Origin of the sequence: Marinomonas fungiae, assembly GCF_001418205.1 — a bacterium.
GTDB classification, from domain to species: Bacteria; Pseudomonadota; Gammaproteobacteria; order Pseudomonadales; family Marinomonadaceae; genus Marinomonas; species Marinomonas fungiae.
Genome location: NZ_LIQF01000004.1, coordinates 82,787 through 106,266 on the forward strand (window position 1 = coordinate 82,787; position 23,480 = coordinate 106,266).

At 47.2% G+C, this 23,480-nt stretch carries 26 protein-coding genes; 7 read left to right on the forward strand and 19 right to left on the reverse strand.

Annotated features, from left to right (window positions below; translation table 11 throughout):
* Positions 1 to 216 precede the first annotated feature (216 nt).
* Positions 217 to 1,413, forward strand: coding sequence for an amino acid aminotransferase (locus tag ASC49_RS07395; protein ID WP_055462604.1), 1,197 nt, complete (start codon positions 217 to 219; stop codon positions 1,411 to 1,413).
* An 81-nt stretch (positions 1,414 to 1,494) separates the two neighbouring features.
* Positions 1,495 to 2,133, forward strand: a complete 639-nt coding sequence (locus ASC49_RS07400) for a DsbA family protein (protein WP_055462605.1) — start codon at positions 1,495 to 1,497, stop codon at positions 2,131 to 2,133.
* A 1-nt stretch (position 2,134) separates the two neighbouring features.
* On the opposite strand, the gene ASC49_RS07405 is transcribed toward ASC49_RS07400, so the two are convergent.
* Both ASC49_RS07405 and ASC49_RS07410 read right to left on the reverse strand, forming a co-directional pair.
* On the reverse strand, positions 2,135 to 3,364 hold the full coding sequence (locus ASC49_RS07405) for an aminotransferase class V-fold PLP-dependent enzyme (RefSeq protein ID WP_055462606.1): 1,230 nt from the start codon (positions 3,362 to 3,364) through the stop codon (positions 2,135 to 2,137).
* Between the two features lie 107 nt (positions 3,365 to 3,471).
* A complete protein-coding gene (locus tag ASC49_RS07410; protein WP_055462607.1) occupies positions 3,472 to 5,094 on the reverse strand; it encodes an aminotransferase-like domain-containing protein in 1,623 nt (540 codons plus the stop codon).
* A 165-nt stretch (positions 5,095 to 5,259) separates the two neighbouring features.
* On the opposite strand from ASC49_RS07410, the gene ASC49_RS07415 reads away from it, so the two are divergent.
* From ASC49_RS07415 to ASC49_RS19585, 4 genes are all read left to right on the forward strand, one after another.
* The gene (locus ASC49_RS07415) at positions 5,260 to 6,477 is read left to right on the forward strand and encodes an aminotransferase class V-fold PLP-dependent enzyme (RefSeq protein WP_055462608.1); all 1,218 of its coding nucleotides are present in this window, start codon (positions 5,260 to 5,262) and stop codon (positions 6,475 to 6,477) included.
* The gene (locus ASC49_RS07420; RefSeq protein ID WP_055462609.1) at positions 6,470 to 6,880 is read left to right on the forward strand and encodes a SufE family protein; all 411 of its coding nucleotides are present in this window, start codon (positions 6,470 to 6,472) and stop codon (positions 6,878 to 6,880) included. Before ASC49_RS07415 ends, ASC49_RS07420 begins: the two co-directional genes overlap by 8 nt.
* A gap of 248 nt (positions 6,881 to 7,128) precedes the next feature.
* Entirely contained in the window at positions 7,129 to 7,410 is a 282-nt protein-coding gene (locus tag ASC49_RS07425) for a hypothetical protein (RefSeq protein ID WP_055462610.1), read from the forward strand.
* A gap of 150 nt (positions 7,411 to 7,560) precedes the next feature.
* Positions 7,561 to 7,863, forward strand: a complete 303-nt coding sequence (locus ASC49_RS19585; RefSeq protein WP_072242068.1) for a hypothetical protein — start codon at positions 7,561 to 7,563, stop codon at positions 7,861 to 7,863.
* On the opposite strand, the gene ASC49_RS07430 is transcribed toward ASC49_RS19585, so the two are convergent.
* From ASC49_RS07430 to tcdA, 3 genes are all read right to left on the reverse strand, one after another.
* Positions 7,819 to 8,409 (reverse strand): LysE family translocator, encoded by a 591-nt coding sequence (locus ASC49_RS07430; protein ID WP_055462611.1) that lies wholly within the window; start codon positions 8,407 to 8,409, stop codon positions 7,819 to 7,821. The two genes, ASC49_RS19585 and ASC49_RS07430, sit on opposite strands and share 45 nt — an antisense overlap.
* Positions 8,410 to 8,460: 51 nt before the next feature.
* Positions 8,461 to 9,285 carry a helix-turn-helix transcriptional regulator gene (locus ASC49_RS07435; RefSeq protein ID WP_055462612.1) on the reverse strand — a complete coding sequence of 275 codons (825 nt, stop codon included), beginning with the start codon at positions 9,283 to 9,285 and terminating at the stop codon, positions 8,461 to 8,463.
* A gap of 72 nt (positions 9,286 to 9,357) precedes the next feature.
* Positions 9,358 to 10,143 carry a tRNA cyclic N6-threonylcarbamoyladenosine(37) synthase TcdA gene (gene tcdA / locus ASC49_RS07440; RefSeq protein WP_055462613.1) on the reverse strand — a complete coding sequence of 262 codons (786 nt, stop codon included), beginning with the start codon at positions 10,141 to 10,143 and terminating at the stop codon, positions 9,358 to 9,360.
* Positions 10,144 to 10,386: 243 nt separating this feature from the next.
* Here tcdA and ASC49_RS07445 point away from each other — a divergent pair, with 243 nt between their 5' ends.
* On the forward strand, positions 10,387 to 11,127 hold the full coding sequence (locus ASC49_RS07445) for a TrmB family transcriptional regulator (protein ID WP_055462614.1): 741 nt from the start codon (positions 10,387 to 10,389) through the stop codon (positions 11,125 to 11,127).
* Between the two features lie 90 nt (positions 11,128 to 11,217).
* Here ASC49_RS07445 and ASC49_RS07450 read toward each other — a convergent pair whose 3' ends face one another.
* From ASC49_RS07450 to rsmG, 14 genes are all read right to left on the reverse strand, one after another.
* A complete protein-coding gene (locus ASC49_RS07450; RefSeq protein ID WP_281175776.1) occupies positions 11,218 to 13,155 on the reverse strand; it encodes a propionyl-CoA synthetase in 1,938 nt (645 codons plus the stop codon).
* 94 nt (positions 13,156 to 13,249) lie between these two features.
* Positions 13,250 to 13,687, reverse strand: coding sequence for a F0F1 ATP synthase subunit epsilon (locus tag ASC49_RS07455; protein WP_055462616.1), 438 nt, complete (start codon positions 13,685 to 13,687; stop codon positions 13,250 to 13,252).
* A gap of 177 nt (positions 13,688 to 13,864) precedes the next feature.
* Complete coding sequence (locus ASC49_RS07460) at positions 13,865 to 14,284, reverse strand: F0F1 ATP synthase subunit epsilon (protein ID WP_055462617.1); 420 nt, start codon at positions 14,282 to 14,284, stop codon at positions 13,865 to 13,867.
* A 64-nt stretch (positions 14,285 to 14,348) separates the two neighbouring features.
* The gene (atpD, locus tag ASC49_RS07465) at positions 14,349 to 15,725 is read right to left on the reverse strand and encodes a F0F1 ATP synthase subunit beta (RefSeq protein WP_055462618.1); all 1,377 of its coding nucleotides are present in this window, start codon (positions 15,723 to 15,725) and stop codon (positions 14,349 to 14,351) included.
* Positions 15,726 to 15,753: 28 nt separating this feature from the next.
* Positions 15,754 to 16,614, reverse strand: coding sequence for a F0F1 ATP synthase subunit gamma (gene atpG, locus ASC49_RS07470; RefSeq protein ID WP_055462619.1), 861 nt, complete (start codon positions 16,612 to 16,614; stop codon positions 15,754 to 15,756).
* Between the two features lie 78 nt (positions 16,615 to 16,692).
* Positions 16,693 to 18,237: a F0F1 ATP synthase subunit alpha gene (atpA, locus tag ASC49_RS07475; RefSeq protein WP_055462620.1), complete on the reverse strand. Its 1,545-nt coding sequence runs from the start codon at positions 18,235 to 18,237 to the stop codon at positions 16,693 to 16,695.
* A 36-nt stretch (positions 18,238 to 18,273) separates the two neighbouring features.
* Positions 18,274 to 18,810: a F0F1 ATP synthase subunit delta gene (locus ASC49_RS07480; RefSeq protein ID WP_055462621.1), complete on the reverse strand. Its 537-nt coding sequence runs from the start codon at positions 18,808 to 18,810 to the stop codon at positions 18,274 to 18,276.
* Between the two features lie 11 nt (positions 18,811 to 18,821).
* Complete coding sequence (locus tag ASC49_RS07485; protein ID WP_055462622.1) at positions 18,822 to 19,292, reverse strand: F0F1 ATP synthase subunit B; 471 nt, start codon at positions 19,290 to 19,292, stop codon at positions 18,822 to 18,824.
* A 60-nt stretch (positions 19,293 to 19,352) separates the two neighbouring features.
* A complete protein-coding gene (atpE, locus tag ASC49_RS07490) occupies positions 19,353 to 19,610 on the reverse strand; it encodes a F0F1 ATP synthase subunit C (protein WP_055462623.1) in 258 nt (85 codons plus the stop codon).
* Positions 19,611 to 19,676: 66 nt separating this feature from the next.
* Positions 19,677 to 20,498, reverse strand: coding sequence for a F0F1 ATP synthase subunit A (atpB, locus tag ASC49_RS07495; protein WP_055462624.1), 822 nt, complete (start codon positions 20,496 to 20,498; stop codon positions 19,677 to 19,679).
* A gap of 57 nt (positions 20,499 to 20,555) precedes the next feature.
* A complete protein-coding gene (locus tag ASC49_RS07500; RefSeq protein ID WP_055462625.1) occupies positions 20,556 to 20,960 on the reverse strand; it encodes an ATP synthase subunit I in 405 nt (134 codons plus the stop codon).
* Between the two features lie 180 nt (positions 20,961 to 21,140).
* Positions 21,141 to 22,037, reverse strand: coding sequence for a ParB/RepB/Spo0J family partition protein (locus ASC49_RS07505; RefSeq protein ID WP_055462626.1), 897 nt, complete (start codon positions 22,035 to 22,037; stop codon positions 21,141 to 21,143).
* A gap of 29 nt (positions 22,038 to 22,066) precedes the next feature.
* Entirely contained in the window at positions 22,067 to 22,840 is a 774-nt protein-coding gene (locus tag ASC49_RS07510; RefSeq protein WP_055462627.1) for a ParA family protein, read from the reverse strand.
* Positions 22,841 to 22,847: 7 nt separating this feature from the next.
* Entirely contained in the window at positions 22,848 to 23,474 is a 627-nt protein-coding gene (gene rsmG, locus ASC49_RS07515; protein WP_055462628.1) for a 16S rRNA (guanine(527)-N(7))-methyltransferase RsmG, read from the reverse strand.
* Positions 23,475 to 23,480: the final 6 nt, after the last annotated feature.

Genomic DNA, 23,480 nt, shown 5'->3' on the forward strand with positions numbered 1-23,480 from the left:
TATCCTCCACAACCTAGATCTCAGCTAAAGATCTGGGGCAGTGTGTCTTTTGCACCTCTTTTATCTCCCCGCCATTTGTCAACTTTGGTCGCATTTGGGTACAGAATGCCGTTGTTTTTATAGCGAACAACGCAACTCTGGAGTACCATTACGGCTGGTTTTTTTAACGTTAACGCATAATAAAAACAGTACTTATAACCCTTGCGGGGAGTCACCATGTTCGAAAACATTCAAGTTGCACCAGCTGATCCAATTCTCGGCTTAAATGACGCTTATCGTAACGAAACAAACCCAAACAAGATTAACTTGGGCGTGGGTGTTTACAAAGATGAGCTTGGCGCAACACCTATCCTAAAGTGTGTTAAGCAAGCTGAAGAGCACTTAGTTGCCTCTGAGAAAACGAAAAGCTACTTGAGCATCGAAGGTACTGAAGCGTACCGTAAAGCAGTGCAAGAATTGCTGTTTGGTGCAGACCACGATGTCATCACGAAACAACGTGCTCACACGGCGCAATCTCCAGGTGGTACTGGTGCGTTACGTATTGCGGCTGAGTTTATTAAAAAACATATGCCAGGTGCGACGGTTTGGGTCAGTAACCCAACGTGGGCAAACCACCAAGCGATTTTCCAATCAGTTGGCCTAGAAGTGGGCAGCTACGCATACTACGATGCGGCTTCAAAATCATTGGATTTTGAAGCTATGTTAGCAAGCTTGTCTCAAGTACCAGCGGGTGACGTAGTGCTATTCCACGGTTGCTGCCACAACCCAACAGGTATCGATCCAACTACTGAACAATGGGCGCAACTGGCGAAGCTTTGCAGCAAACAAGGTTTCTTGCCATTGTTTGACTTCGCTTACCAAGGCTTCGGTGCAGGTTTGGAAGAAGACGCAGCAGGTCTGCGCGTTTTCCTAGAGCAAGCACAAGAAATGTTGATCGCCAACTCATTCTCGAAAAACTTCGGTTTGTACAACGAGCGTGTGGGCGCCATCACTGTGATCTGTGAAACGGCAGAACATGCGGACGCAGCTTTCTCTCAAGTGAAGCGTTGCATCCGTGCGAACTACTCTAACCCACCATCACACGGTGCGGCAGTCGTCACTGAAGTGCTAACTAACCCACAGCTACGCAGCTTATGGGAAATGGAACTTCAAGCAATGCGTGCACGTATCCAAGAAATGCGTAGCCTATTTGTGAGCACTCTGCGTGCAAAAGGCGTTGAGCAAGACTTCTCATTCATTTCACAACAGAACGGTATGTTCTCTTTCTCTGGTCTAAACCCAGATCAGGTAGCGCAACTACGTACTGAATTCGGTATCTACATTGTTGGCTCTGGCCGTATCAGCGTTGCGGGTATGACGAAAGACAATATGGAACCACTATGTGAAGCCATTGCGAAGGTTCTTGCGAACTAAGCACTGATCGCTTAATAATGAAAAGCCAGCTAGGGGCATTCCTTAGCTGGCTTTTTTATTGCTCAAAACTTGGAGTCCATCATGACCGCTACGTTAATCTACTGCTATGACCCTATGTGCAGCTGGTGTTGGGGTTTTCGTCCAACTTGGATTGCTCTGCAAAAAGCTCTAGCGAAGCGTATTGATCGGGAAGAGTTGGTCATTCAGCCGATGCTCGGTGGCCTTGCGCCAGACTCTGATGTGCCCATGCCTGAAGCGATGCGTCAAAAGCTTGAAGCCACTTGGCAACATATCGCTAGCGAATTGGGTACAGAGTTCAACTATGAGTTTTGGCGCAGTACAGAGCCGCGTCGCTCCACCTACCCTGCTAACCGCGCTTGCCTCGTTGCCCGCGATAAAAACCTCGAAGTAGAGATGTGTCATGCAATCCAACAGGCCTATTACTTGTCCGCCAAAAACCCATCAGATCTCAATGTGCTAGCGGACTGCGCTGAGCAAATCGGTCTGAATCGAGAGGGTTTTCTACACAGTATGAACTATGTACAACAACAAGCCTTGCTCGAAAAAGAGGTCGAAAGCGCCCGTAATATCGGCCTTAATTCCTTTCCTTCCTTAGCTCTGCTGACTGGTGATGAGCTATTACACATCCCGATCAACTACCAAGACCACAAACCCATGTTGGCACTTATTGAACAACGCTTGAAGCAAGTGAACGATTGATTTATAAAGCTTTATCCAACGCTTCCAACAGCTGTTTCATGTCTTCCTGGCTGGTGTAATGTACAAACGACAAGCGCAGTACACCGGTCTTAGGGTCGACACCTAATGCCTCCAGTAAACGCACTGCGTAGAAGTTTCCGGCGCCACAAATAATGCCTTGTTTCACCAGCTTAGTAGCAAGCTCCTGGGGCGTTTGTTCTGTTCCCAACAGAGACACGGTCGCTGTACGTTTCCTAAAGTCTGATGGCCCCACTAAAGTGAGCTTTGGATGCTGTGACACGTAATCAAGCAACTGTGGTAATAACGCCGCATCCGCATCCTGTAACAACTTACGCACATTACCTGCTCTGGCACTGATGTCTTTACTGCGCTCGAAGTGATGATCGTGTAGACGGTCAAAATAATCGATAACCCCTCTTGCTGCAGCCACTTGAGCATGATCAGGGCCTGCAGGGACAAACCATTTATGACGATACTCGCCGTTAAAGTAATGGCCTTGATTACCAAGTATCAGCGCCATTTCTTGACGAACCACCATCAATCCTAGGTGAGGGCCGAAAGCTTTGTAGAGAGAGAACAAGTAGATATCTGCTCCAAGGTCTTTCACATCGGGAAAACCATGGCCTGCATAAGCAACGCCATCGACGACAGTCCACACGCCAGCTGCTTTGGCCTTAGCACAGATCTCTTTGACTGGATTGATATACGCCACCACATTGGAGCAGTGCGTAAAGGCCAATAGTTTGGTTTTCTCACTAAAAAGTGTATCCAATTCCTTTGGATCTAACTGGCCTGTTACGGTGTCCACGCGCCACTCTTTAATGCTAATCCCACGCTCTTGAAGACGACGCCACACTCCAATATTGGCTTCATGATCTTGATTGGTAACGATAATCTCATCGCCAGCCTGCAAAACATGGGCAAAAGCTTGTGCTAAGACATAGGTATTTTGTGAGGTTGAAGGGCCAAGATGAACCTCTTCAGGTAAGACATTCAGATACCCTGACAAACGATCATGAGATTCATCCATTTGTCGCCCCGCATCCTGCGACACTGGGTGTAGGTGATATGGCTGAATTTTATTTTGATGGTAGTAGCGATTGAGGTGAACAATCACCGGTAAACAAGCATAAGAACCGCCGGCATTATCAAAAAACGCCTGACCCGCTAAAGTCGGTTCATCAAATGCGGGAAATTGTGATCGTACAAACTGCAAATCCAATGCGGACATCTCGAGTGCCTCCTACCCTGACTTATGTTATTAAGCAGTATAGAAGGACTCGCGAAAAATGCCCGCACGTACACAGGAAAATCCATTTTAGAGCAAAGTGTTAGCTCTTAACCAAAATCGTGGTTAATGAGATCAAGCATTGGATTGTAGAGGGTTTTGGGGGGCTTCTCAGCCTCACTTTCGGACGCTTTTTCAGTGACTGATGTAAAACTGTTGTCCTGCTCATCTTTCGGCAAAGGCAGGTCTTCTTCTTTGATCATCACATCCTCCAGCTCAAAATCGCTCGGTTCAAGTAAGAGCCCCGCCTCTTCTTTTACTGGGTTGTCCGTGACCGTCTGTTCGATGTCTTCTGGAGTAGGTTGTGATGCCACGATAGGCTCCGCCGTCTCTGCAACGGTCAGTACAAATCGAGCCAGCTGCTGCGCTAGTGATTCAATACCTTCGTAGCTAACGTTGACCGCGAGCCATTGCTCGGCCTCCGGTTGAGCAGACAAAAAGTAACCTGGCACCACACCATGACGATGTTTTGCCAATAACTGGGTCAGTTGAGCTTCCGATAATGCCTGATTTAATTGCAGCCACAGTGTTAGCCCCCCTTTGGCGCTGGCAAAACGCACCGTCTCGCCTAACGCGTTTTCAAGAATACTTTTTGACTTCTCAGCAACCGACCAGATTTGACGCGCGCGACGCATTAGTGAGTTACGTTGTGATGATTGCAAAGCATCCATCAAGGCCTGTTGCTGCGGATCACTTAACGCCAGATCTGCACTTAATAAGGCGCCCTCCAAAGCTTGGTATTGACCAGGGAGACACCAAGCAGCGTTTCGATCCACGCCTTTAGACTCTACTCCGCCGATGTACACCACTTGGTTTTTCTCATCGAGTGATTTGTAAGTCATCAAGGTAGAGGATTTGTACCCTAAATGAGAGGTCATATCCCATTCAATGGCCGGAACCTCCAGCTGCTGTAGAATCGCTAACCAACGACGCAAGCTCAGGTTAGAGATTTCACTGCCACTTGGGAAAGCAAACTGACTTGGAAACACCACCATCTTGATGCTGTCATCCCGTAAACAACGCACTGCTTCGTCCAAATCCACACCACGCTCACCGGCGGCCAATGTATAAACATTGCGCCCTAAGCTGATCAGCGTTGAGGTCAGACGCGGATCACAGGGCGTGATCACCAACACCGCATCGCTCACTTGGGTAAGTGTCTGTATTGCTTGGGTGTACATGGCAAGAGGCGAACGACCTAACCAAATATGCGAGGGATGAACATTGATAGCCACTTTACGTAAGTGCTCACTGACGGCTTCGCGTACAGCTAGATGCCCCTTACCTAATACCGGAAGATCGGACTCGGAGAGATTTTGTACAGGATTCAGAAATTCATCGCTTTGATCCACCATGGCCGCACGGTGTGATAAGGCCGACCAAGCCATCTTCTTGCTCAACGGCTCACTAAATTGCGTGACACGATCCCCAGCCAGCAAGTGAGCGTGCTTCACCGTGGGTTTATGACACACGAAATAGCCTGACTTAGGACGCGACTCGATCCAACCTTCCTCAGCTAAAATTTCGTAACCGTGGATCACGGTATTGAGGCTTAATTCCAGCTGTTTAGCCAGTTTTCGCAGAGACGGCATTTTGTCCCCAGGGGTCAATGCACCTTGGCTCATTTGCTCTAAAAACCAATCCACTACGCCTTTATATAGAAAGTCCGCCACGGTCTCTGTACCTTTAATTTGGAAATCTTTACATTCTGTATGAACCTTAGCGAATCACGCTGAAATGACAAGTGTTTCACGACTGTTACATGCAATATTACTGAGATTCACTAAATTTAAGGTACAATTTAGCCCTATTTTCAGACCGTAGTGGACACCTAGCGTATGGCATTTGATGCAAACCGACTTCGAGAGCAATTTCCGATCTTAAAATTGGAGGCCAATGATCACCCATTGGTGTATCTCGATAACGCCGCCACTACGCAAAAGCCTCAGGCCGTTCTCGATGCCCTCATAGCCTATTACACAACCAGTAATGCCAATGTCCATCGTGGTGCTCATTATTTAAGTGACCGCGCCACGACGCAGTTTGAGCAGGCTCGAGATCGTGTGGCTCACTTTATCAATGCAGAGCAAGCAGACCATGTGATCTGGACCAAAGGCACTACTGAGTCCATCAACCTAGTCGCCTATGGCTTGGAATGGTGCTTGAAACCTGACGATGAAATCCTGATTACCAGCCTTGAGCACCACGCCAATCTCGTACCTTGGCAACAGCTGGCCTTTCGTACAGGTGCCCGTTTGCGGGTTTTACCTCTGACATCAAAAGGCGAATGGGAGCCGGAATACGAGCGCTATTTTAATGAACATACCCGTATCTTTGCCTGCACCCAGATTTCCAATGCCATTGGTGTGAAAACACCGATCAAAGAGATGCTGGCTGCTGCCAAAGCGGTGAATGCCTTTACTCTGGTAGATGGCGCGCAAGCGGTTGCTCACTACCCAATTGATGTTCAGGACTTAGATTGCGATTTTTATGTCTTCTCTGGCCATAAAATGTATGGTCCAACAGGGATCGGCGTGCTGTACGGCAAGCCGCATGCGTTAGAAGTCCTGACTCCAGTGCAAACAGGCGGCGAGATGGTGCGCCATGTGACTTACAACAGCACCGAATTCAATGTCTTACCGTATCGTTTAGAAGCCGGCACTCCCCATATTGAAGGTGTTATTGGCCTAGCGGCAGCCTGTGATTTCTTAACCTCACAAGATCGTGAAGAGATGGTCCAATGGGAGCAAAGGCTCGCTCGTTATGTCTACGATGAGCTGAAGTTTAACACCGCCATTGAAATCTACTCGCCAGCCAGCGATACCACCGTGGTGTCACTCAGCGTACCGGGTATTCATACCATGGACTTAAACGGCTACCTAGACAGCCAAGGGGTCGCCGTTCGCGCGGGCAGTCACTGTGCTCACCCATTGATGGCACAATTAGGCGTCAGCAGTACCCTGCGCGCATCCTTTGCTTGTTACAATACCCTCTCGGAAGCCCGCCGCTTCTGTGATGTTTTACTCGAAGCCATTGAGATCCTAGGTGATGACTGATTTAAACTGCGACGCCATTCAAGCACGACTACAAGCCTGCACCAGCAAAGAAGCGACCTTCAAAGAGTTAGTAAGTCTCAGCAAACAGCTAAAGCGCCTAACCGATGCGGATAAGATCGAAGAGAACAAGGTAAAAGGCTGTGAAAGCGCCGTTTGGCTGGTTGAGCATCAAAACAATGGCCTTTGCACCTTTCAAGCGGACAGCGACGCCAAACTGATGCGCGGTGTTCTTATGGTCATCCTGAGCTTAGTAAATGGCCACAGCAAAGCCGAACTACAGCAACGAGACTTAATCGCCGAGCTTAGTGAGTTTAACCTGTCTAGCTACCTCACCAGCTCGCGTACTAATGGCGTGCTAGGTATTTTAAAGCAGATTCAGGCAAACGATCCCTCCAACCTTTGAATGTAAAACATTGGTAAAAGCTATAGCTTTCTCTAAATATGGTGGGCTAACATTCGACGTGCTAATTTTTATATCTAATATGGATGTTGTATGAAAAAAACTGTATATGTCTCGGAAGACTGCCAAAATAACCCCGTCAAATTTCTTGCCGCCGTTACTGATTTAGAGAACCTGCTACCTCAACTAAATCAAAGAGATGATGCTGAGTAAATTACCGAACGTTAAGCCAAAAGAAAAGAATCGAGTATATGAGCTATGTGCGTTACCTTTCAGGTAACAGAGCTCTCGGAATAAAGTTTTATGAATTAGCTGCTCAGCAAGTAGCTCAACCTTTATGGTATGCTTGGTCTTTGACTGACGAAGAGCTTAGAGATTTACTAGCGATTAGTAAGAAGTCATCCTCTATTTTCTCGAATCTTGGATTTTCTCTTGTAGGTACTCTTACAGTCCAAAATGCATCTGAAACATTAATTGATGCTTCTAAAAAGGCTTTAAAAGAGCTATTTCAGACAAAGCTAAATCCACTTTAAATATTAACTTAGGCAATAAGATTGCAAAAGGTTCTGGCGCAGCCTTTGCCTACGTAACGATCATGGCAACACTTCTATATCATAGTGCCGAACATGATAAGTCAAGAGCCTTAAAAGAACTGATACAGAGAGGAATTATAAGGATATCGGATGTTTGAAATAGTCGATTTTTTAGTTTTGGTTTTATTTCTGGCATTCTCTCTATACAGTTTAAAAAAAGCTTATAGTCAAAGGAATTATATCTTCGGAGAAAATAAACCTGCTATTTCTCAAAAAATAATTTACTCATACTACTTTGGCTGGGCTATAGGTTTGCCTACAGGCTATTTATACCAACTTAATATTTTAGAGTGGGCTTTAATCGTTATTTTTATTACGGCATTTTTTTATTTTCTAATCTCTATTGCTTTATTTTTGAAGCATAAAACCACTGATTCCAAGCCCGATAAATAGCAATCCCGTAATTCGATTAATGAGTACGATATGGTGTTTCAATAGATGAGACACCTTATCAATCGCCGATGATATCAATACATGAATGATCAAGGTGATCGCTACCAGCTCGATGGTGAGCATAACCGCATATGCCGCGAAATGCTCATTTGAGGGAATAAACATTGGAAAGAGCGCCCCGAAGAATACTAAGGTTTTCGGGTTCATCAGCGAAATCAGTACGCCATTTTTAAAGCTGTAACCCTGTGCGGCAATGGTTATTTCACTTTTGGCATAGTACAGCGCCTTACATCCTAAATAAGCAATATAACCACTGCATAACCAGGTCATTACCTGAAACGCCATTTCACTGGAATGAATCACTGCTAACAGCCATGTATTGGCCAGTAAAGATGCCAACATAAGCCCTGTGGCAATACCAAAAATCACGGGCAAGGTACGGCGAAGATTGTGGTTAATGCTGTTACTGACCACCGCCAAACCACCAGGACCTGGGGAGGCAGCTGACGCCAAACAAACGGCTAAAAAGGCTAACTGACTTTCCATAACGCTCTCATTGATCGATTAAGACCATTAGGTTAAGCCGATTGCACACTCTTATCTTGTAAAAAATTGCTGTTGGTAGGCGCTTGGCGAAATACCCATGGCACTGACAAAGGCTTTGCTGAAGTGACTTTGATCGTGGAAACCACACTTTAGCGCCACATCCACAGCGCTGATACCGTGCTTAAGTTGCGCTCGGGCGTGATGTAAGCGTTGCTGGATTTGAAATTGATGCGGGGTCAGTTGGTAACGGCGTTTGAATTCTTTGATAAGATGGAACTTACTGATACCCGCCTGTTGCGCCACCGCATCCAGGGACAGTTTCTGGTCATAGCAATCGGCCAGTAAATCGCGCACCCATTCGATATTGGATTGTGCCTTGCTCAACGTCAGTGCCGCACTTTGCTGGCTTTCTTGTAGTAACAAGTTGACCAGCAGCATTTCCCAATGCTCTTCCACATCCAAGGCTTCAGAACCGTGGGTCAGCTTATCCAACAAGCCGCGCATCTGCAGACTGAGACGCGCATCGTTGATCACACTTTGGCGAAAGTAAGGCGTTTGTGCCGAGCCAAACAATAAGTGGTTGAGCGCTCTCATACGCTCTTCAGATGGATATAACGCACGATAACGCCAACCGTCCCCTTTACCCTTAGAGCCGGTATGCAATTCATCTGGCGCGACAATAGAGAGTTGCCTCGGTAGCGCATTATGGCTCTCACCACGATGACTAAAATGCATCACACCAGCATCCACTACAGAAATAACAAAGCCTGCGTGGGCATGCTTACCAAATACCGTTTCGGTAAACTGCGCTTCAATCATTTCCAAGCCGCCTAGGGGCTGACTGGTAGAAACGTTGCAGAATTCGTTGGCGTGCATCCGGCCTCCAAGATAGCGTTACGTAGACTTCACACTACCAGCTTACAAGACAAGACTCTTGTAAAAAATTGCTTAGGCTTGGTTGGCTTTTACTGCCAACTTTTCCAAGACACGCCCTACCGCGACAAAGCCAAAGGTTGCCGTGACGACGGTGCTGGAGCCAAAGCCATTTTCGCAGTTCATCTTAGTTTCTGTATCCCCTTTCTCACGGGTTTCGCACACTGTACCGTCTGTCTGTGGGTATTTCAGTTGCTCCAATGAGTACACACATTCAATTTCAAAGCGTTTTTTGGTATCGCGTGGGAAGTTGTAGTGACGACGTAGGTAGTTACGCAGCTTAGCCGCCAACGGGTCTTGCTCAGTACGAGATAGGTCAGCAATCTGGACTTTAGTTGGGTCGATCTGACCGCCCGCGCCACCGACCGTAATTAGCTTACGCTTGTTACGCTTACACCAAGCGATCATGGCCGCTTTTGGCTTTAGGCTATCAATGGCATCAATGATGTAATCAAACGGCTGATCCAATAGCTCAGGGACGTTATCGGTGGTGATAAAGTCTTCCACGCAGTGTACTTGGCAGTTTGGGTTAATCAGCTTAATACGCTCGGCCATGGCATCGACTTTGGCTTTACCAATGGTGCCGTCTAGGGCGTGGATTTGGCGGTTGATGTTGGTGACACAAACATCGTCCATATCAATCAGCGTGATCTGGCCAATACCCGAGCGCGCCAAAGCTTCCGCGCACCATGAGCCCACCCCACCAATACCAATCACGCATACGTGGGCTTGTTGGAAAAACTCATAGGCTGTTTGGCCGTAAAGGCGGGCAATACCGCCAAAACGTTGATCATCACTCACTCTTGAACTCCTTGCAGAATCTCACCGATAAGGCAGAATGGCTTACAATGTCAGATCTAGCTAACAACCGATTCCGTTGAGTCATAGCAGTACCGACCGACGGACATCCCTGTCCGTGACGGTCGGATCGCCCATCCATGGGCTAAGTACTTGCTTTGACTCAACTTCATCTAAGCTATGATCGAAGCATCGGCACCATGCCATGTACGACAACTTCTACATCTATACGATTAATTAGGGTCTATGCTGCATCAAGTCTTAGAACAACTCGGCCTTACCGAGCGTGAAACCACTCTTTATCAAACCTTGCTAAAATTGGGGCCGGCCTCGATTCGTGATATCGCTGAGCAATCCGGTGTAAACCGTGGTTCCGCCTACGAGTCTTTGAAGCAGCTGCAAAGCAAAGGGGTGGTGAGCTATTTCCCGAAAGGTAAACGCCGTTTCTTTATGGCGGAGAACCCAGAGATTTTGCTCAACCTCGCCGAAGAGCGTCGGCAAAACCTCGAGAAGACCATCGATTCGCTGAAGCACACCATTATTCCAAGCTTGGTACAGTCCCAGCCGACCTTCCATCACACCGATGTGCGTTACTATGAAGGGGATGATGGCATCGAATGGGTATTGCGCGATATTTTAAACGTGGTGTCTCAGCAAGACCATAAAGAATACTGTGTATTTTCTTCGAAGCCGATCCGTCCGTATCTGTACCGTCCGTTTCCGACCTATACCAAGCAACGGATTAAGCTGGGCATCAAGGTAAAGGTAATCGCCCTCGGTGACGGTGGTGAAGACGCGGAGCTATCAGAGCGTAAATGGATCAAAACCGAAGACAGTGTTGACGCCAGCTACATCGCTATCTATCCGCCGAAGTGTGCCATTATTTCTCTGGCGCGGGACAACTTCCCCTCGGCGGTGGTGCTTGAGTCAAATGATATCGCCAAAGCCCAGCAGATTATCTTTGATACCCTATGGCGACTGTTGTAAGGCTCCAAAAAAAGCCCGAGTAAAGACTCGGGCAACAGAGGAATAACACGGCTAGGCCATGTTGGTTTGCTTAAAACGCATGTTTGCTTTTTAACCAGCGAGTTTGTCGACAATAATGCCGCGCTCGGCCATCAGCTCTTGAATATCGTAGATGCTGTTCGGGTCATCAATGGTCGATGGAATGGTAAATTCTTCACCTGAAGCAATTTGACGCAGCAGTTTGCGCAAAATCTTACCTGAACGAGTTTTCGGTAAACGCGGCACGACCATGGCTATTTTAAAACAGGCTAATGCACCAATTTCTTGGCGAACTAGAGCAGTGAGTTCCTCTTGAACACTTTCTGCTCGATCTTCGTAGCCATTTTTAAGTAGCACCAATCCAAGTGGCAATTGCCCCTTTAGATCGTCATTAATACCAATCACACAGCATTCCGCCACGGCATCGTGCATAGCGACCACCTCTTCCATCTCACCGGTGGATAAACGGTGTCCTGCCACGTTTATCACATCGTCAGTGCGCCCCATGATAAAGACATAGCCATCTTCATCGATGTAGCCGCCATCGCCCGAAGTGTAGTAACCCGGATACACGTCTAAATATCCGGATTTGAAACGATCTATGTCTCCCCAGATGGTCGGTAAACAGCTTGGTGGCAATGGACGTTTCAGTGCGATACTGCCCTGCTCCATAGGAGGCATCGGCTCCCCTTGATCATCCAATACACAAACTTGGAAGCCTGGCGATGGCACGGTGGAAGAGCCCGGTTTAGCGATCTTCATTTCAAGGCCAATCGGGTTGGCACAAATCGCCCAGCCGGTTTCTGTTTGCCACCAATGATCAACGATGCATTTTCCCGTTACCGCTTTGGTCCATTCATAAGTGGCTGGATCAAGACGCTCGCCCGCCATAAAGATCACGCGTAGGCCAGCCAAGTCCTCTTTGTTAAGCAGCTCAGCATGAGGGTCTTCTTTACGTATCGCACGGAAAGCCGTTGGCGCAGCAAACAGAGTTTTGACATCGTACTCTTTGCAAACGCGCCAGAACTCCCCGGCATTGGGGGTCATAATCGGTTTGCCCTCGTACATCACTGTAGTGCAGCCATAGATCAGCGGGCCATAGACAATGTAGGAGTGCCCTACCACCCAACCCACATCAGATGCCGCCCAGAACACTTCGCCCGGGCTCATGTTGTAGATCGCTTGCATAGAGTAATTTAGGGCTACCGCGTGGCCGCCGTTATCTCGCACTACGCCTTTAGGCTTTCCAGTGGTACCTGAGGTATATAGGATATAAAGCGGGTCTGTGGCTTTTACAGGCGTACAGTCGCAGGGAACAGCCTCTTGGACAAAGTCGTTCCAATCATAGTCGCGACCGTCTTGTAGCTCAGCAAGCTGTTGCTCTCGCTGATACACAATACAGGCTGTTGGTGCATGTTCTGCTTGTCGTAATGCCTCATCCAAAAGTGGCTTGTAGGACACTATACGACAGACTTCGATACCACAGGACGCGGTTACGATGGCTTTAGGTTTGGCATCATCAATACGCACGGCCAATTCGTGGGCAGCAAAACCGCCAAATACCACGGAATGAATCGCACCCAGACGCGCAACCGCCAACATAGCAATCAAGGCTTGCGGGATCATCGGCATGTAGATGACCACCGTATCGCCCTTCTCCACCCCTTGTTGCTTTAAGGCACCAGCAAACAATGAAACTTCGTTCAATAGCTCTTGGTAACTGAAAGTTTTCTTGGTATTAGTGACAGGGGAATCGTAGATCAATGCGGCTTGATCAGCACGGCCATTAGCAACGTGGTGGTCAAGAGCCAAGTAGCAGGTATTCAGCTCACCGTCCGCAAACCAACGATCCATACCATGCTCGTCTTGTGAGAGCACGGTTTTAGGAAATGTAAACCACTCCAACGCTTGCGCTTTTTCACGCCAGAACGCTTCTGGCTCAGCGCAGGAGCGCTGATATTCTATTTGATATGACATGCAGGCAGACCTTTTATGTTTATTCTTTGCCAAACCCAGATTGTTGACAATCTGAAGCGTCAAAATCAAATATAGACGAAATATTAGCCAAAAAATCTAATACTAAAGGCTAATATTTGAGTTTTTTCTATTTTTTGTCGACAAAAAAGCCTTTTTTGCGACTTTGCTCAATAAACTTTATACGTGCCACGGCCTCATTAAGCTCTTTTAGAGCGCGCGTATGATCAAGCTCATTGCTGGAACTCCCTAAGTGCTCTTCTGCATGCTGCTTCGCTGCTAAGGCTTCTTCCATATCCAGTTCACCAGCACGTTCTGCAAAGTCCGCTAAGAGAATCACTTTGTGCGGCTGTACTTCCATAAAACCGCCAGAAATAAACAGAATCTCCTCGGAACCATCCTCTTTTACAAGGCGAGCACTACCGGTCTTCAACACCGTTAGCAGGGGGGCGTGACCTGGATAAATACCTACTTCACCAAACTCTGCTTTGACAACGACGTACTGCACGGGATTGGAATACAGCGTACGTTCTACGCTGACAATGTCACATAAAATGGTATGGCTCATGAATGCTCCCTTTCTTTAGGCTTCATAATCAATACGGTAGAGAAATCGAAAGATTTCCGACTTCACGACACGTTACAACAATAAAGTGCCAGCAATATGGATGCCAGCGCATTTAGATCAAAAACTTGAGACATAAAAAAAGCAGCCATAAGGCTGCTTTTTAAGGACTGAACGTCATTACTTAGTATGACGGTATTGTTGGATCGTACGTAGACGAGCTACGGCTTCCGCCAATTCAGCCGTTGCACGGCTGTAGTCCAGATCAGATTGTTGCTGATTCAACAGATCTTGAGCATGTTTCTGCGCTTCAAGTGCTGCTGCCTCATCAAGATCGTCCGCGCGAACAGCGGTATCTGCTAAGACAGTTACACGGTGTGGCTGAACTTCTAGGAAGCCGCCAGACACGAAGATAACTTCTTGATCACCGTTTTGCTTAATCACACGAACAGGGCCTGGTTGCAACGTAGTCAACAACGGCGCGTGACCTGGGTAAATACCTAGATCGCCATAACTACCTGCAGCCACAAGAGTCTCAACTAAACCTGAGAAGATCTCTTGTTCAGCACTTACGATATCGCATTGTACTGTAAAAGCCATAAGGAGCCTCTTTTAGTCAGGCTGTGCTGGTAAGTAAATATTACTTACCAGCAGCGCGCGTAGATTAAAGTTTCTTAGCTTTCTCAACCGCTTCTTCGATGCCACCGATCATGTAGAACGCTTGCTCTGGAAGCTCGTCGAATTCGCCGTTTAGGATGCCTTGGAAGCCACGGATAGTGTCTTTCAAAGAAACGTATTTACCTGGAGAACCAGTGAATACTTCCGCTACGAAGAAAGGCTGAGACAAGAAACGCTGGATCTTACGAGCACGGTTTACTGTCTGCTTATCTTCTTCAGATAGCTCGTCCATACCTAGGATCGCGATGATGTCTTTCAGCTCTTTATAGCGCTGAAGAACCATCTGTACGCCACGCGCTACATCGTAGTGCTCTTGGCCGATTACTAGTGGATCAAGCTGACGAGAAGTAGAGTCTAGTGGGTCGATCGCTGGGTAGATACCCAAAGATGCGATGTCACGAGACAATACAACGGTTGCATCCAAGTGCGAGAACGTTGTCGCTGGAGATGGGTCAGTCAAGTCATCGGCAGGTACGTATACCGCTTGTACAGACGTGATCGAACCAGTCTTAGTAGACGTGATACGTTCTTGAAGTACACCCATTTCTTCTGCAAGCGTTGGCTGGTAACCTACTGCAGATGGCATACGACCTAGCAATGCAGATACTTCTGTACCCGCTAGCGTGTAACGGTAGATGTTATCTACGAAGAAAAGTACGTCACGACCTTCGTCACGGAATTTTTCTGCCATAGTCAAACCAGTCAAAGCAACACGTAGACGGTTACCTGGTGGCTCGTTCATCTGACCGTATACTAGAGATACTTTGTCGATTACGTTCGAATCAGTCATCTCATGGTAGAAGTCGTTACCCTCACGAGTACGCTCACCTACACCAGCGAATACAGAGTAACCGCTGTGCTCGATCGCGATGTTACGGATAAGTTCCATCATGTTTACGGTTTTACCTACACCGGCACCACCAAACAGACCAACTTTACCACCTTTCGCGAAAGGACATACAAGGTCGATTACCTTGATACCTGTTTCAAGCAGTTCACTGCTGTTTGACTGGTCAGCGTAAGATGGAGCAGGACGGTGGATAGACCAACGCTCTTCTTCACCAATAGGACCTTTTTCGTCGATTGGGTTACCAAGAACGTCCATGATACGACCTAGAGTTTTTGTACCAACAGGTACAGACACTGCTTTACCAGTGTTTTGAACTTCTAGGTGACGTTTTAGACCTTCTGTAGAACCCATGGCAATAGTACGTACGATACCGTCGCCTAGCTGTTGTTGAACTTCCAACACCAGCTCTTTACCCTCGATAGTGAGGGCGTCGTATACTTTTGGCACGTTGTCGCGTGGGAATTCCACGTCGATTACCGCACCGATAATCTGTACGATTTGTCCGCTACTCATGTTCGGATCCTCTTAATACCTTGATACCTTAAACCGCTGCCGCGCCGCCAACAATCTCAGAAATTTCCTGAGTAATGGCTGCCTGACGTGCCTTGTTGTATACCAACTGCAATTCATTAATGATTTCGCCCGCGTTGTCGGTTGCGTTTTTCATTGCCAGCATTCGAGCGGCTTGTTCACACGCAATGTTTTCAACAACGGATTGGTACACCTGAGATTCGATGTAACGAACCAAAAGATCATTTAGGATCTCGACTGCATCAGGTTCGTAGATGTAATCCCAGTGGTGTTTCAGTTCTGCATTTTCTTCTGCTTTAAGCGGCAAAAGTTGCTCGACATTTGGTTTCTGAGTCATAGTGTTAACGAACTCGTTAGACACCAGTACTAGACGGTCGATGCGACCTTCATCAAACGCATCCAACATAACTTTCACACTACCAACCAAACGCGATGCTTCAGGAGCATCACCTAGGCCAGTAACGGCTGCAGCTACTTTACCACCGTAGTTTCTGAAGAAAGACACAGCTTTTGAGCCAACGGCACAGATCTCAACTTCGATCCCTGCTTCGACATATTGCTTCATGTCTTTAATCGCAGCTTTGAACACGTTAACGTTCAAGCCACCACACAAACCACGATCACTGGATACGATGACGTAACCAACTCGCTTGATGTCACGCTCGGTTAGGTAACGGTGCTTATACTCAGGATTCGCGTTAGCCAAGTGACCGATCACTTGACGAATGCGATCTGCATACGGACGAGAAGAGGCCATACGATCCTGAGCTTTACGCGTTTTACTTGCAGCAACTTTTTCCATTGCGCGCGTAATTTTTCGCGTATTGTTAATGCTCCCAATCTGAGCGCGTATCTCTTTTCCGACTGCCATATTAGACCTGCCCTTGTGAGAATGTTAATTCACAACCTGCAGAGATGATCGGTGGCTGGCGAACCAGCCACCCAATCATTACCAAGTTTGTGTCGCTTTAAACTTCTCGATCGCTGACTTAAATGTGCCGGCGATTTCGTCGTTGTAATTACCAGTTTTGTTGATGTCTTGCATCATGGCAGCGTGTTCGCTGTTGATGTAGCTCAAGAACGCTTTTTCAAAACTAGCAATTTTGCTTGTTTCAACATCCGCAAGGTAGCCTTCGTTGGCAGCGTAAAGGATTACGCCCATGTCACCTACTGACATTGGACTGAATTGTGCTTGTTTCATCAATTCAGTTACTTGCTTACCGTGCTCAAGTTGCTTACGAGTCGCATCATCAAGGTCAGAAGCGAACTGAGCGAATGCCGCCAATTCACGGTACTGAGCTAGAGCAAGACGGATACCGCCACCTAGCTTCTTGATGATTTTCGTTTGCGCTGCACCACCTACACGAGATACCGAGATACCAGCGTTCATTGCAGGACGGATACCTGCGTTGAATGAGCTTGTTTCTAGGAAGATCTGACCGTCAGTGATAGAGATTACGTTCGTTGGTACGAACGCAGATACGTCACCACCTTGAGTCTCGATGATAGGTAGAGCAGTCAAAGAACCTGTTTGACCTTTTACTTCACCGTTAGTGAATTTTTCTACGTAGTCAGCGTTTACACGAGACGCACGCTCTAGAAGACGAGAGTGCAAGTAGAAAACGTCACCTGGGTAGGCTTCACGGCCTGGTGGACGACGTAGTAGCAATGAGATTTGACGGTAAGCCCAAGCTTGTTTCGTCAAGTCATCGTATACGATCAACGCGTCTTCACCGCGGTCACGGAAGTATTCGCCCATAGAACAGCCAGAGTATGGAGCCAAGAACTGCATTGATGCAGGATCAGCGGCACCCGCTACGACAACAGTGGTGTATGCCATTGCGCCGTTTTCTTCAAGCTTACGTACTACGTTTGCGATAGTAGATTGTTTTTGACCGATCGCAACGTACACACACTTAATGCCAGAGTCTTTCTGAGCAATGATAGTGTCGATTGCTAGAGCCGTTTTACCGATCTGACGGTCACCGATGATCAACTCACGCTGACCACGACCGATTGGCACCATTGAGTCAATCGCTTTGTAACCAGTTTGAACTGGTTGATCAACGCCTTGACGCGCGATTACACCAGGTGCAACCTTTTCTACTGCGTCAGTTAGTTGTGCTTTAACAGGGCCTTTACCGTCGATTGGGTTACCAAGCGCGTCAACAACGCGACCTAGTAGCTCAGGGCCTACTGGTACTTCAAGGATACGACCAGTACATTTTGCTTTTTGACCTTCTACAAGGTCTTGGTAGTTACCTAGTACTACGGCACCAACAGAGTCACGCTCTAGGTTCAATGCCATACCATAGACACCACCAGGGAACTCAATCATTTCCCCGTACATTACGTCAGCTAGACCGTGGATCAATACGATACCGTCTGCAACGCTGACAATTGTGCCCTCATTCTGGGCATCTGAAGACACATCAAGTGATTCGATGCGCTTCTTAATGATCTCGCTGATCTCAGATGGATTCAGTTGCTGCATGCTAAATTCCTCAACCCTGGTTTCTTAGTTGAAACCTTAGGAGTTTATCGCTTCGGCCAGTTTCGCCAGTTTTCCGCGTACTGAACCGTCGATGATTAAATCACCGGTACGGATTACCACGCCACCAATAAGGCTTGCGTCTGTTTCACTGGTTAAATTGACTTTACGATCCAATTTTGTACCCAGTGAAGCGGCCAGTGTTTGTTCTTGTTCAGCTGTCAACGCAAAAGCAGAGGTAACAACTACATCTACTGCTTTTTCGTAGTTCAGTTTGAACTGTTCAAATAACTCAGAAATCGCTGGAAGAAGCGTTAGACGCTTATTCTCTGCAAGGCTAAGCAAGTAAGCTTTTCCTGCATCAGTGATGACTTCGTTACACACTTCCGCTAGAGCCGTTGCCTTCTCTTGCGCACTAAAAGCCGGGTTTTGAAGGGCTACGTGTAGCTTTGGCGCTTCTGTAGCAGTAGCCAATATGCTTAGCATATTGGCCCACTCAGCTACTTGGCCATTCTCACGAGCGACTTCAAAAGCTGCTTTGGCGTATGGTCGCGCGACTGTTTTTAATTCAGCCATAGGACCCTCGCTTATAGCTCTTTGGCGAGTTGTTCAACGATCTCGCTGTGTGCTTTTACGTCAACGCTGGCACCCAAAATCTTCTCTGCACCGCTAAGAGCTAGAGCTGAAACTTGTGCACGTAGTGCTTCTTTAGCACGTACAACATCTTGTTCAATCTCTGCTTGAGCCGCATCACGTAGGCGTTTGCCGTCGCTTAGCGCTTGCTCTTTTGCTTCATCAATGATTTGGTTAGCACGTTTGTTGGCTTGTTCAATAATCTCGGCCGCTTGTTCCTTGCTTTCACGTAGTGTCTTAGTCGCTTGCTCTTGAGCTAGCTCTAGATCACGTGAAGCACGGTTAGCTGCTTCCAAACCGTCTGCAATTTTCTTGCTACGCTCTTCGAGCGCAGCAATGACTGGTGGCCACACAAACTTCATGCAGAACCACACAAAAATAGCAAACGAGATAGCTTGGCCTATTAGTGTGAGATTAATATTCACGCAAATATCCTCGCTCTAGTCGTTCAAAATTAATAAATCACTTCAAAGTAAAGCGACGTATTAGCCAGCAACCTGAGCAATGAATGGGTTTGCGAAAGTGAAGAACAATGCAATACCAACACCGATCATTGTTACGGCGTCAAGAAGACCCGCTACGATGAACATTTTAACTTGCAGCATTGGAACCATTTCTGGTTGACGCGCAGCGCCTTCCAAGAATTTACCACCAAGTAGACCGAAACCAATCGCAGTACCTAGGGCACCTAGACCGATAAGAAGGGCTACAGCAACAGCGGTTAGACCAACTACAGTTTCCATTTTAACTCCTAATTTTCACAGTTTTTTAAGATTAAAGGTTTAAAAAAATCGTTATACAACGCGATCTTAGTGATCTTCGTGCGCCATACTCAGGTAAACGATTGTCAGCATCATGAAGATAAATGCTTGCAGTACGATTACTAGAATGTGGAAGATCGCCCAAGGCACAGACAGAGCCCATTGAATGCCCCAAGGCAAGATCGCGATCAAGATGAAGATCAATTCACCAGCGTACAAGTTACCGAAAAGTCGTAGCGCTAGAGAAACAGGTTTAGCCAATAGACCTACACCTTCAAGCAATAAGTTGAATGGAATCATCCACTTACCGAAAGGTTGCAGCGTCAATTCGCCAACAAATCCGCTCACACCTTTTACTTTGATGCTGTAGTAAATGATCAAAGCAAAGACAGAAATAGACATACCAAGAGTCGCGTTTAGATCTGTTGTTGGCACCACACGGAAGTACGGAACACCCAACAAAGACGCTAAATGAGGTAAAAAGTCGACTGGTACCAAGTCCATGGTGTTCATCAAGAACACCCAAACAAAGATCGTTAACGCCAATGGCGCAATGACTTTGTTCTTACCGTGGAAAGTTTCTTTGACGCTCTTGTCAACGAATTCCACCATCAGTTCAACGAAGTTCTGTAAGCCAGAAGGAGTATCAACCGATACTTTCTTCGCCGCTTTACGGAATAACCAAAGGAATAGGATACCTAGGCCGATCGAGAACAACATTGTGTCCAGGTGAATCGCCCAGAACCCCATTGCCGCAGCTTCTTCAGCACCGTGAGCAATGCCCCACGTACCATCAGGATGTTGACCATAAGTCAAATTCTGAAGGTGGTGCTGTATGTAGCCAGACGCTGTGAGATTTTCACTTGCCATATTTACATCCACACTCTTTCAATGATTAAAACCGTCCCCATCTACTACTTATACTTATCAGTACTTGAGCAGTAGCGGGCTGAGCCAATGGCTCAAAATTGCAATGCCGAAGCCAGCGAATAACGCGCCTGGGGCAATGGGCTTGAGTAAAATAAATACGGCAGCTAATAGAATAGCTGTCAGCACCAATTTGCCTGCTTCACCTCGGTAAAAGGACTTCACCACGTCTTTCGCGGCGCGCGTCCCAGCATGTCCGAATACTCGCCATGCCATGTAAAAACTGGGAAGTACGCTGGCCAAAGCCCCCGCTAAAAACGAGTAGGCGTATAGACCATCGTAAATCACATAAATTCCAGCGCTAAGGCAAAAAACTAGCACGAGTTGTATTGCAATAAAGCGAAACACAGCACGTTTTTTAGCGGCTAATAAAGCACTCGCCTTCAGCGGTTTGCTATGAGCCATCGAATTCCCCTAGCTTGATGCACCATTGCAAAGCAAAAAATACGCATACAATGTGATCAATTTTAAAATCCGACGCATTATATGGGTTCTGTTGAGAGGGTTCAATACAAACACGGTATAGAAAGTGCACTATTAGCCTAATGTCTAGTGAATTGGGTGACTAGCGCACCAAATTAGCAATTAAACGCCAAAAAGCTCACTCATCATGGCCTCTAAATGGGCCTGATCACGGTACTCGATGACCAATTTGCCTTTGCCTTTTGCACTCGGCTGAATCTTTACATTGGACTGAATCTTGTCCGAAATTTTCGAAGCATGAGAAGAAAAATCCGGCAGTGCTGGCTTTTCTATTCTTTCTTCTGGATTTTGGTAGGTTTTCACCAATTTTTCCGTTTCTCGAACGGACAAAGACTTGGTGATAACAAGTGATGCCGCTTGAGCTTGATGCTCAGCTTCAAGTGCTAGCAGGGCACGCGCATGACCCATTTCAATGTCGCCATGTTCCAATAGTCGACGCACATCGGGGGTGAGATTAAGGAGGCGTAAAATGTTGGCAACCGCTGAGCGAGATTTGCCCACCGTATCAGCCACTTGTTGTTGTGTTAGGCTAAACTCTTCTACCAGACGCTGCAGCGCCATGGCTTCTTCAACGGGATTTAAATCTTCCCGTTGAATGTTTTCGATCAGGGCCAACACGACGGCATCAGAATCTTCCACATGACGAATAATCACTGGCACCTTGTCTAAGCCAGCAATTTTCGCCGCTCGCCAACGGCGTTCACCGGCAATGATTTCATAGCGTTGCTCGGCAATAGGACGCACGACGATGGGTTGCATGATACCTTGGTTTCGAATCGAGTTGGCGAGATCGTCCAATTGATTCGGGTTCATATCACGACGCGGTTGAAATTTCCCTTTGCTTAGCCAGTCCACAGGCAAGTATGTTAATCCTTGAATCGTGTTCTCAGTTTTAACATTACTGCCTTCACCAGTCTCCATTGCATCCAGAGCTGGCGCCGCTTTAGGCGCTAGTAAAGCATCTAAACCGCGACCTAATCCGCGCTTTTTCATCGTCATTCCAATCAACCTTTATTGTGAATCGGGCATTACGCCGCCACGGCACGTTTACGAATAAACTCTCCGGCTAGGGCAAGGTAAGCCACTGCGCCACGGGACTGTTTTTCATAATGCAGTACCGGTAAACCGTAACTCGGTGCCTCCGCTAAGCGAATATTACGCGGAATCACCGTATCAAATACTTTATCGCCAAAATACTCGACCAACTGTGTTGATACATCGTGGGTCAAGCTAGGGCGCGGGTCGTACATAGTACGCAATATGCCTTCGATCGTCAGTGCTGGGTTTAATGCTGTGGAGATCGTCTCAATGGTTTGCAACAAGGCAGTCAAACCTTCTAAGGCATAGTATTCACACTGCACAGGGATCAGCACCCCTTGCGCCGCCGCCAAAGCATTCACCGTCAGCATGTTCAGTGATGGCGGACAATCTAGCAGAATGTAGTCGAAGTCATTCTCCACTTCATACAAACCTGCACGCAAACGCGTTTCTTTGCTTGGTAAATCCAGTAGTACAACTTCGGCCCCCGTCAGATCACCATTGGCTGGCAATACTGTGTAGCCCGCCGTTTCACTGTAGGTCATGACTTCTTTAACACCATGGGTACCGACTAACACATCAAACACAGACTTTTCGAGTTCTTCTTTGTGCAGACCGCTTCCTGTGGTTGCATTGCCCTGAGGATCGAGGTCAATCAAAAGCACTCGGCGCTTCATAGCACCTAATGAGGCAGCTAAGTTGACACAAGTTGTCGTCTTGCCAACACCGCCTTTTTGATTGGTCACTGCGATGATTCGCGCCATAGTTTTACTATCCTTTGCGGGTCATGATCACCATATGACGTTCTGCATCAATGGTGGGTACAGTCAATGGTTGAATCTCTTGTACCGTTACTGTGTCTGGTAGTTGTGCCAACTCATCATGAGGATACACACCTTTCATGGCTAAGAAATTACCACTTGCCGACGGTAATGGTAAGCACCAATTAATCATGTCTTCAAGAGAAGCAAAGGCACGGGATGTGACGTGGTCGTAAACGCCTTGATGGGCATGATTTTCAACACGCTCATTCGCCACAGTTACGTTTTTCAAGCCCATTTCCATTTTTACTTGAGTCAAAAAACGTGTCTTTTTGCCATTGCTATCCAGCAAGGTAAAGTCATGCTCTGGCAAACAGATCGCGAGCACCATGCCAGGTAGACCTGGGCCTGTGCCCACATCAATAACTTTCTTACCAGTAATGAAAGGAAGGGTCGCAAGGCTGTCCAGTAGGTGTAAAGACACCATTTTGTCCGCATCGCGAATGGCGGTCAGGTTGTACGCCTTGTTCCATTTTTCCAGTAAACCTAGATATTGAACAAGACGCTCAACCGTCTCATCAGAAAGCGAGATGCCCATATCGTCGGCACCTCGTTTGAGGGTATCAAAATAACTCACAATGAT